This is a genomic window from Streptococcus mitis (genome assembly GCF_001074635.1).
Classification (GTDB): domain Bacteria; phylum Bacillota; class Bacilli; order Lactobacillales; family Streptococcaceae; genus Streptococcus; species Streptococcus mitis_E.
Genome location: NZ_JUQO01000183.1, coordinates 1 through 9,973, shown reverse-complemented (window position 1 = coordinate 9,973; position 9,973 = coordinate 1). Strand labels below are relative to the sequence as shown.

Genomic DNA, 9,973 nt, shown 5'->3' with positions numbered 1-9,973 from the left:
GAAGTCAGCTCAAAACACTGTTTTGAGGTTGTGGATAGAACTGACGAAGTCAGTTACCTATACCTACGGCAAGGCGATGTTGACGTGGTTTGAAGAGATTTTCGAAGAGTATAATCTTTCTCGAAGCGCTATTGCCCCTTTTTGCCCCCCTAAATACAAAAATAGCCCTTCGGATAAAATCCGAGGGGCTAGAAACGTTGTTAAATCAACGGCCGAACTTTTGAATTTCAAGGTTCGGGATAAAATAGTTCACTGAACTATTTTATTTTTTAAGGTTGTAGAATGATTTCAATCCACGGTATTCAGCTACTTCACCAAGTTGGTCTTCGATGCGAAGCAATTGGTTGTATTTAGCGATACGGTCTGTACGTGAAAGTGAACCAGTCTTGATTTGTCCTGCGTTAGTTGCAACTGCGATGTCAGCGATTGTTGAATCTTCAGTTTCACCTGAACGGTGTGATACAACGGCAGTGTAACCAGCTTCTTTCGCCATTTCGATAGCGTCGAATGTTTCAGTAAGAGTACCGATTTGGTTAACTTTGATAAGGATTGAGTTAGCAGCACCTTCTGCAATACCTTTTTCAAGGTAAGAAGTGTTTGTTACGAAGAAGTCGTCACCAACCAATTGAACTTTACCACCAAGACGTTCAGTAAGAGCTTTCCAACCGTCCCAGTCATTTTCATCCATACCATCTTCGATAGTGATGATTGGGTATTTGTTTACCAATTCTTCAAGGTAGTCGATTTGTTCTGCAGCAGTACGTACAGCTGCTCCTTCACCTTCGAATTTAGTGTAGTCGTAAACTTTACGTTCTTTATCGTAGAATTCTGATGAAGCACAGTCAAATCCGATAAATACGTCTTTACCAGGAACATATCCAGCAGCTTCGATAGCAGCAAGGATAGTTTCAACTCCGTCTTCAGTTCCTTCAAAACGAGGAGCAAATCCACCTTCGTCACCTACGGCTGTTTCCAAACCACGAGATTTAAGGATTTTCTTAAGAGCATGGAAGATTTCAGCACCCCAACGAAGAGCTTCTTTGAATGATGGCGCACCAGCAGGTACGATCATGAATTCTTGGAAAGCGATTGGAGCGTCAGAGTGAGAACCACCGTTGATGATATTCATCATTGGAGTTGGAAGAACTTTAGTGTTGAATCCACCTAGGTAGCTGTAAAGTGGGATTTCAAGGTAGTCAGCAGCAGCACGAGCTACAGCGATAGACACACCAAGAATTGCGTTTGCACCCAATTTACCTTTGTTAGGAGTACCGTCAAGAGCGATCATAGCACGGTCGATAGCTTGTTGATCACGTACATCGTAGCCAATGATAGCTTCAGCAATGATGTTGTTTACGTTGTCAACAGCTTTTTGTGTACCAAGACCACCGTAACGAGATTTGTCACCGTCGCGAAGTTCAACTGCTTCGTGTTCACCAGTAGAAGCTCCTGATGGAACCATACCACGTCCGAAAGCACCTGATTCAGTGTAAACTTCTACTTCAAGTGTTGGGTTACCGCGTGAGTCTAGGACTTCGCGAGCGTAAACATCAGTAATAATTGACATTTTTTACTCTCCTTATGAGTTAAATTTTTTACACCTCTATAATACCTTAAAACCCCTCCTTTTTCAAGAAAAAACGTTATCTTTGTGCAAATTTTCCTTAACTTTATAAAGTAATCGCTTTCTTTTGTCTGTTTTATTCTAACTTTTATGATATACTGTTTTCATGACAGATTTATCAAAACAATTACTTGAAAAAGCTCATGGTGGGCCAAAATTAAATCCGGATGAGCAAAGACGCTATCTTGGTACTTTTGAGGAAAGAGTTCTTGGATATGCAGATATTGACACAGCAAATAGCCCTCAGTTAGAAAAAGGCTTTTTATCTATTTTAGAAAACCTTCAAGAAAAAGCAGAGCCACTATTTGTGAAGATTTCACCAAATATCGAATTTGACAAGCAAGTTTTCTACTTAAAAGAAGCTAAAGAAACTGATAGTCAAGCTACTATTGTATCTGAAGAGCATACTTCTTCTCCTTTTGGTCTGATTATCCATAGCAATGCACCAGTACAAGTAGAAGAAAAGGACCTTCGACTTGCTTTTGCAAAACTTTGGGAAGTTAAAAAGGAAGAACCAGCCAAAACATCCATCTGGAAGAAATGGTTTGGCTAGATCTTGCGCATATTTAATAAATGCCCTATATTGGCAGCCGTGTGCTCCAAATAGAGACTGGCTTTTTTCAAACTATCTTCTAAAGGTTCACTTTTCTCCAAAATTGAAAAAGCCGCTTGGATATTCTCAAATGGTAAGGAAGGTAAATCCTCAGCAATACTACCACAAATAGCAATGACAGGAACTCCGACAGGGGTTCTTTTTGCAACACCAATAGGTGCTTTACCTGATAAGCTTTGACGATCTAGCCTTCCTTCTCCTACAACAACCAAGTCAGCATGTGAAACTTTCTTATCAAAGTTGATTAGGTTCAAGCAGGTATCAATTCCCGACACGATATTTGCCTGAGCAAAGGCACACAAACCGCCAGCAATGCCTCCACCAGCTCCTGCTCCTTTTATTTCCAATATTGCAGGTGAGATTTTTTCATAAAAATCTTGTATTGCCTGATCTACGACTGCAAACATAGTAGGATGTAAACCTTTTTGTTTGCCAAAAGTGTAAGTCGCACCTTGAGGACCACATAAGGGACTCGCGACATCTGCTAGAATACGGATTTGAACACCTTCAGGAATTTCATAGCGATTTTCTGTTGACATAGAAGCTAAGTTTAATAAGGATTGACCGCATGCAGGCAAGACATTTCCATCCTTATCATAAAATTGATAACCCAAGCCAGCAGCGATCCCAATTCCTCCGTCATTACTGGCTGTGCCACCAACGCCGATATAGATTTCTTTAATCCCTTGAGCAATGAGATGACGAATCAACTCTCCAATACCACAAGTTTGGATTTGAAGTGGATTTCGTTTCTCTAGCGGAATTTTTCCAAGGCCAACCAAGTCGGCAACTTCAAATAGTGCCAGTTTCCCTTTTTGAAAATAGTGTATGGCTTCTTTTTGTCCAAAAGGGCCTGTCACTTGGATCCATTTTTCTTCTAGGTCAAGAGAATGTCGGATAGCATCTACAGTACCTTCTCCCCCATCACCAACAGGGCAGAGAAGACATTCTATATCTGCTATCGATTGTTGGAAGCCTCTTTTAATAGCTTCAGCCACCTGTTGAGCAGACAAGCTTTCCTTAAACGAATCTGGTGCAATTACAATCTTCATATTTTCCCTCATTCTAAAAAGTCAATCAAAGGTAGAACTTCTAAAAAATCCCTCTTGTCAACATGATGTGGTATTTCTTTTTTGAGTACTTCTTTTGCACAAAAGGCGATTCCTAGTCCCGCTGACTTCAACATCAATAAATCATTGGCCCCATCACCGATTGCAATCGTTCTTTCTTTAGAAAGTTTTAGTTCCTCTCTCCATTGTTCCATAGTCTCTTTTTTGACCTGGGGACTGATAATTTGTCCAACTAATTTCCCTGTTAGAAGACCATCTTTGACTTCAAGTTGGTTGGCAGAGAAATAGGCAATTCCAAGAGATTTTGCTAATCTCTCAACTATTTGCGTAAAACCACCGGACACCAGATCAACTAGGATGCCATTCTTTTGGAGAATAGAGATGAATTCTTGAACATTTGGCGATAGATGAATAGAGTCGAAAGCTTTATCAAATACAGAGACAGGAAGGCCTTCCAACAAGGAAACTCTGTCTCGTAAACTTCTTTCAAAGTTCAACTCTCCTCGCATTGCCTGACTTGTAAGCTGCGAAATTTCCTCCTCACGACCTACCTCTCTTCCCAACAAATCAATCACTTCTTCTAGGATTAAGGTTCCATCCACATCCATAACACACAAGCCTTTTACTTGAGACATCAGTTCTCCTCTCTAAACAGCCCAAAAATCGTATGAAGTCATCATACGATTTTATCTATTAATTAACTAAACCATGGTACAAGTCAAGATATGACTTGCAAGCTGTATCCCATGAGAAATCACACTCCATAGCTTGTTTTTGTAGATTTCTCCAAACATCAGGATGGTTTCTATACAAGTCCAAAGCTGTTTGGAAAGTCCAATTTAACCAATAAGGAGATAGATTGTCAAAGCTAAAGCCAGTACCGCTTCCTTCGATTGGATTGAAAGCGCGAACTGTATCTCGCAAGCCTCCAACTTCATGGACTAACGGCAAGGTTCCGTAACGCATAGCCATCATTTGAGACAAGCCACACGGTTCAAAACGACTTGGCATGAGGAAGAGGTCACAAGCAGCGTAGATTTCTTGAGCAAGTTTGACATCAAAAGTAATATTTGCTGATAGCTTGTCTGGGTAGATTTGAGCAAACCATGAGAAAGCTCCTTCAAAGGCTGGATCGCCAGTTCCCAAAAGAACAATCTGAACATCATTTTGCAAGATATGGTGAAGACTTTCGACCACCACATCAAAACCTTTTTGACGTGTCAAACGAGAAACAATTCCCACCAGTGGAACGTCGGCTCTAACTGGCAAGCCAACTCTTTCTTGCAATTTTGCCTTATTTTTGGCTTTTCCAGACAAATCTTCCTGATTGAAATGATAGTCTAAAAGAGCATCCGTCTGAGGATTATAAAGATCAGCATCAATCCCATTCACGATACCAGACACCTTGCCAGACTCCATTCGAAGAATTTGATCCAAGTTACATCCGAACTGACTGGTCATAATTTCATGAGCATAGCTAGGCGAAACGGTTGAAACACGGTCAGCATAAAGAATACCAGCCTTCATCCAGTTCAGACAGTTGTTCCATCGAAGGGTGCCATCAGCGTAACGTTCAAAGCCGACTCCAAACAAATCCCATAACATTCCTTCTGAAAATTGTCCTTGGAATTCCAAATTATGAATGGTTAAAACAGTTTTTATTCCTTGATAGGCTTGAATCCAACGGTATTTTTCCTTTAACAAGAAAGGAATCATAGCTGTATGGTAGTCATGAACATGGAGAAGGTCAGGAATAAAGTCAATTCTTTCCATAGCCTCAATGGCAGCAAGTTGGAAGAAAGCAAAGCGTTCACCGTCATCAAAATCACCGTAAACATGCCCACGGAAGAAATAGTATTGGTTGTCAATAAAGTAAAAGGTTACACCGTTTAAGACGGTTTTCTTAATTCCACAGTACTGTCTGCGCCAACCAACACTCACCTCAAAATGAAGCACATCTTCAATTTGATTTCCAAATTTAGCCTCTACCATATCATAGTAGGGTAAAATCACTGCAACTTCGTGCCCAGCTTTTACCAGTGATTTTGGAAGAGCGCCAATAACGTCTCCCAAACCACCTGTTTTTGAAAAGGGTGCACCCTCTGCTGCTACAAATAAAATTTTCATGAATGAATATCCTCTGTTACTTTGCTACCTTTCTTAACGACAACTGGATGTTCTGCAGTTCCTCGAATCACAACACCAGGCTCAACTTCAACACCCTTGTCCAAGATAGCATATTCTACCTGAGCCCCTTCTCCAATGACAACACGAGGGAAGAGCAGACTATCTTTAACCAAGCTATCCTTATGGACATGAATATTACGTGATAGAACCGAATTAGCCACTTGACCTTCAATGATACTACCAGAAGCAAACTGAGAAGTACTTACCTTAGATGTATTGGCATAGTAAGTTGGCTCTTCGTTTTTGACCTTTGTATAAATCTTTTGATTTGGTGAGAAGAGAGAGTAAAATTTTTGTGATTCAAGCATATCTTTGTTAGCTTTGTAATAAGACTCTACAGAATGAATATTTGCTAAATAACCTGTGTACTCGTAGGCAAAAGCCCCTTCTTTTGCAGCCAAATCCCGTAAAACATAGCGTAACTTCTCTGGATGTTCTTTCTTAGCTTCTTCTTCTAAGCGTTCAATCAACCAAGGTGTATCAACGACAAAAATATCTGTAGACATGTTATAGATTTGATCTGGTAACTCGCTATCAAAGAGTTTATGAGAACGAACATGGTCTGTTTCATCCACTTCCAAGATTGCGTTTACTTCTGAAATGCCTTTCTTAGCTAGTTTTTTATAAACTACAGTGATAGGCCCTTTTGTTGTACTGTGTAGATGGAATACTTGATTCAAATCAATGTTAATCAAGACATCGCAGTTGAGGGCAACTGTTTGGTTTGACCCAGAGCGTTTTAAATAGGTGAGCAGCTGTTGGTAGTATTCTTTTCCAACTGTGCTACTTTCTACACGGGTATTGTAAATTCCTAGATAGTAATGGCTAAGAAGGGTTGATAAGCCCCACTCACGTCCTGAACGAATATGGTCAAAGACTGAGCTGATATTATCCTGCTGGAAAATACCAAAGACACTACGAACACCTGCATTAGCAAGGCTTGAAAGTGGGAAGTCAATCAAGCGATATTTCCCACCAAATGGCAAACTAGCTACTGGACGGTGGTCTGTCAATGTCGCCATATCGTGAAAACCAACTGTGTTTCCTAAAATGGCAGAATATTTATCAATCTTCATCTGTTGCTACCCCCACTACTTCATCATATCCTACAACTTGTACTTCTTCTGTTCCATCAATTTCGACACCGTCAGAAATAATCGCACCTTCACCAATAATGGCACGTTTAATCTTAGCTCCTTGACCAATGATAGCTCCACTCATGATAACTGAATCAACAACTTCTGCCCCTTCGCGAACTTGCGCCCCTGTTGAAAGGATAGAATGTTTAACAGTTCCATCAACGAAACATCCGTCTACAACTAATGAATCTTCCACATCAGCATTTGCACCAAGGAAGTTTGGTGGTGAAATTAAGTTTCTTGAGTAAATCTTCCATTGACGGTTACGGCTATCCAAGGCATTTTCTGGAGAAATGTACTCCATATTTGCTTCCCAAAGTGACTCAATCGTACCAACATCTTTCCAATAACCTTTAAATTCATAGGCATAGACACTTTCACCTGACTCAAGGTAATTTGGAATGACATTTTTACCAAAATCTGACATATCTACATTGCTCTTTTCAGCAGCAACGAGCATATTGCGCAGACGTTGCCAATCAAAGATGTAAATACCCATAGAAGCCTTTGTAGATTTTGGTTGTGCTGGCTTTTCTTCAAATTCAACAATGCGGTTATTGGCATCTGTGTTCATAATACCAAAACGGCTAGCTTCTTTAAGAGGGACGTCTAAAACTGCTACTGTCAAGCTGGCATTATTATCCTTATGAGACTGGAGCATATCATCATAGTCCATTTTGTAGATGTGGTCCCCAGACAGAATCAAGACATACTCAGGATTGACACTGTCGATATAATCGATATTTTGGTAAATAGCGTGACTAGTCCCTTCGAACCAACGATTTCCTTCACTTGCAGAATAAGGTTGAAGAATAGAGACACCAGAATTGATACCGTCTAGTCCCCAGCTTGAACCATTCCCAATATGGTTATTGAGAGCAAGAGGTTGGTACTGTGTAATGACTCCAACATTGTGAATCCCTGAGTTGGCACAATTTGAAAGAGCAAAGTCAATGATACGGTAGCGCCCACCAAATTGCACAGCTGGTTTTGCGATGCTTTGAGTGAGTTTACCGAGACGAGTTCCTTGCCCACCAGCAAGAATCAAAGCTAACATTTCATTCTTCATTTTCTACTCCTTTTTGGTTTTTACTTGTGACGGTTTTTGCAGATTTCAAGCGGCGTTTGATTTTCCAAACACTTGCTCCCATAGCAGGTAGGGTAAAGGTCAAGGTCTGCTCATAATCTTTCCATAGTCCTTCTTGCGTTTGAACAGTTTGATTATGTTCTTTCCAAACGCCTCCCCACTCTTCTAACTCAGTATTCCAGACTTCTTCATAAATCCCTGCAACGGGTAGTCCGATTGTAAAATCTCTTCGTTCGACAGGTGCCATGTTAAAGACGCAGACTAGCATGTCGCCCTTCTTACCCTTACGGATGAAGGAAAGAACACTCTGATCTCGATTATCCGCATCAATGATTTCAATACCATCATAGCTGGTATCGATTTCCCATAGACAGCGATAATCTTTGTAAAACTTGTTTAGCTGAGAAGTGAAATACTTCATCTTAGCATTCATAGGGTCTTCTAGATTAGACCATTCCAACTGCTCTTCAGATCTCCATTCTAGGAATTGGCCGTATTCACTACCCATGAAGAGCAATTTCTTACCAGGGTGACAAATTTGGTAAGTGTAGAGATTGCGTAAGCCTGCGAATTGATTATAGCGATCACCCCACATCTTATGCATCATACTCTTCTTACCGTGAACCACTTCATCATGCGAGAATGGTAGGAGATAGTTTTCATTGAAAACATACATAAAGCTGAAAGTCACCAGATTAAAGTCATACTTACGGTAAATAGGGTCTTCTTCGTAGAATCGGAGGATATCGTTCATCCAGCCCATATTCCACTTGTAGTCAAATCCTAGACCACCAAGCTCTTTCATTCCCGTAATCTTGGTTGCTGACGAACTTTCTTCTGCGATCATCATCACATCTGGATGTGCTAGTTTAATGACATCATTCAAACGTTGAAGGAAATAATATCCTTCATAGTTGAGATTGCCACCATCTTTATTAGGTGTCCATGGAGCATCATCGTAGTCAAGATAGAGCATGTTGCTAACCGCATCCACGCGAATACCGTCCAAATGATAAAAGTCAATCCAAAACTTAATGCTAGAAATCAAGAAGGACTGGACTTCATTTTTTCCAAGGTCAAAATTGAGGGCGCCCCAACCATAGTTATGAGCCTTATTATGGTCTTGGTACTCAAAAGTCGGTGCCCCGTCATAATAAGCTAAGGCATCATCATTAATGGTGAAATGACCAGGTACCCAGTCTACAATAACCCCAATATTGTTTAAGTGACATTCCTCAACAAAATCTTGAAACTCTTCAGGGCGACCATAGGCATGCTCTAAAGCGAAGTAACCCATAAGCTGGTAACCCCAACTCAAACCGAGAGGGTGAGACATCAAGGGCATAAACTCAATGTGAGTATAGTTCATCTCAACTAGGTAAGGAATGAGTTCATCTTTCAATTGAGCAAAACTATAAGGACTTCCATCTGGATTTCTCTTCCACGATCCAGCATGAACTTCGTAGATATTGACAGGACGTTCAAAGAAAGTCCAACGTTTTCTGCGAGCTAACCAAAGCCCATCCTTCCATTTCTTTTCTGGAATCTCTGTTAAAATAGCTCCAGTACCCGGACGTGCCTCATACCGTACAGCCAAAGGATCAATCTTCATCAGCTGATGACCATTTGCACGCGTGATATGATACTTATAAATTTGACCTTCTTGAGCAAGAGTGGTAAAGACTTCCCAGACTCCAAATTCATTTCGTTCCATCGGAATTTGATTTTCTACCCAATTCGTGAAATCCCCCACCAAGTGGACAGCCTGAGCATTGGGAGCCCACACACGAAATGTATAACCGTACTCTCCATTTAGTTCCTCCCTATGTGCTCCTAGATAATGCTGAAGGTGAAAATTTTCTCCTGTCATAAAGGTGCGCAAAGCTTCTCTTTTATCCATAATACCCCCTCTTTTCTGTAAGCGTTTTCTATAGATTTATTATACTACCTTTTTATGTAAGATTCAAGTAAATTACCATATTTGGTAAAAATTCTTTTGAAAATCTTCAAAAAATGAACTTATCCATTCACTTATAAATCAAGGAATGACAGATAGTTTGTGAAAACGTCATCTTTTTGATTACTATCATATCACAAAGTTCGTATTTTATCCAAATATAGCATTGTTTTTATGTAAAAAACAAAACCAGGAAAACAATTTCCTGATTTTACATTTCATTTCACATCAAAAACAATGGATTTGACATTTGTCATCGCTTCAATGCTATATTTAATTCCTTGCACTCCAGCGCC

8 protein-coding genes and 1 pseudogene are annotated in these 9,973 nt (G+C 40.2%); 2 read left to right on the top strand and 7 right to left on the bottom strand.

The features are described 5' to 3' along the window. A pseudogene (locus tag ADI58_RS11450) lies at positions 1 to 256 on the top strand (hypothetical protein); the annotation flags it as partial. Positions 257 to 262: 6 nt separating this feature from the next. Here the strand turns inward: ADI58_RS11450 and eno are convergent. Further along, positions 263 to 1,567, bottom strand: coding sequence for a surface-displayed alpha-enolase (gene eno, locus ADI58_RS07470; RefSeq protein ID WP_000022821.1), 1,305 nt, complete (start codon positions 1,565 to 1,567; stop codon positions 263 to 265). Between the two features lie 163 nt (positions 1,568 to 1,730). On the opposite strand from eno, the gene ADI58_RS07465 reads away from it, so the two are divergent. Further along, complete coding sequence (locus ADI58_RS07465; protein WP_004260276.1) at positions 1,731 to 2,177, top strand: YueI family protein; 447 nt, start codon at positions 1,731 to 1,733, stop codon at positions 2,175 to 2,177. On the opposite strand, the gene ADI58_RS07460 is transcribed toward ADI58_RS07465, so the two are convergent. The 6 genes from ADI58_RS07460 to glgB are packed head-to-tail and all read right to left on the bottom strand — an operon-like array spanning position 2,174 to position 9,620. Beyond that, positions 2,174 to 3,289 carry a glycerate kinase gene (locus ADI58_RS07460; RefSeq protein ID WP_049522052.1) on the bottom strand — a complete coding sequence of 372 codons (1,116 nt, stop codon included), beginning with the start codon at positions 3,287 to 3,289 and terminating at the stop codon, positions 2,174 to 2,176. The genes ADI58_RS07465 and ADI58_RS07460 overlap by 4 nt on opposite strands. Positions 3,290 to 3,297: 8 nt before the next feature. Next, positions 3,298 to 3,942 carry a phosphoserine phosphatase SerB gene (gene serB / locus ADI58_RS07455; RefSeq protein ID WP_049522051.1) on the bottom strand — a complete coding sequence of 215 codons (645 nt, stop codon included), beginning with the start codon at positions 3,940 to 3,942 and terminating at the stop codon, positions 3,298 to 3,300. Positions 3,943 to 4,000: 58 nt separating this feature from the next. Next, entirely contained in the window at positions 4,001 to 5,434 is a 1,434-nt protein-coding gene (gene glgA, locus ADI58_RS07450) for a glycogen synthase GlgA (protein ID WP_049522050.1), read from the bottom strand. After that, positions 5,431 to 6,570: a glucose-1-phosphate adenylyltransferase subunit GlgD gene (gene glgD, locus ADI58_RS07445; protein ID WP_049522049.1), complete on the bottom strand. Its 1,140-nt coding sequence runs from the start codon at positions 6,568 to 6,570 to the stop codon at positions 5,431 to 5,433. The genes glgA and glgD overlap by 4 nt, the downstream gene beginning before the upstream one ends. Beyond that, positions 6,560 to 7,702: a glucose-1-phosphate adenylyltransferase gene (locus tag ADI58_RS07440; protein WP_049522048.1), complete on the bottom strand. Its 1,143-nt coding sequence runs from the start codon at positions 7,700 to 7,702 to the stop codon at positions 6,560 to 6,562. Before ADI58_RS07440 ends, glgD begins: the two co-directional genes overlap by 11 nt. After that, a complete protein-coding gene (glgB, locus tag ADI58_RS07435; RefSeq protein ID WP_049522047.1) occupies positions 7,692 to 9,620 on the bottom strand; it encodes a 1,4-alpha-glucan branching protein GlgB in 1,929 nt (642 codons plus the stop codon). The genes ADI58_RS07440 and glgB overlap by 11 nt, the downstream gene beginning before the upstream one ends. Positions 9,621 to 9,973 lie beyond the last annotated feature (353 nt).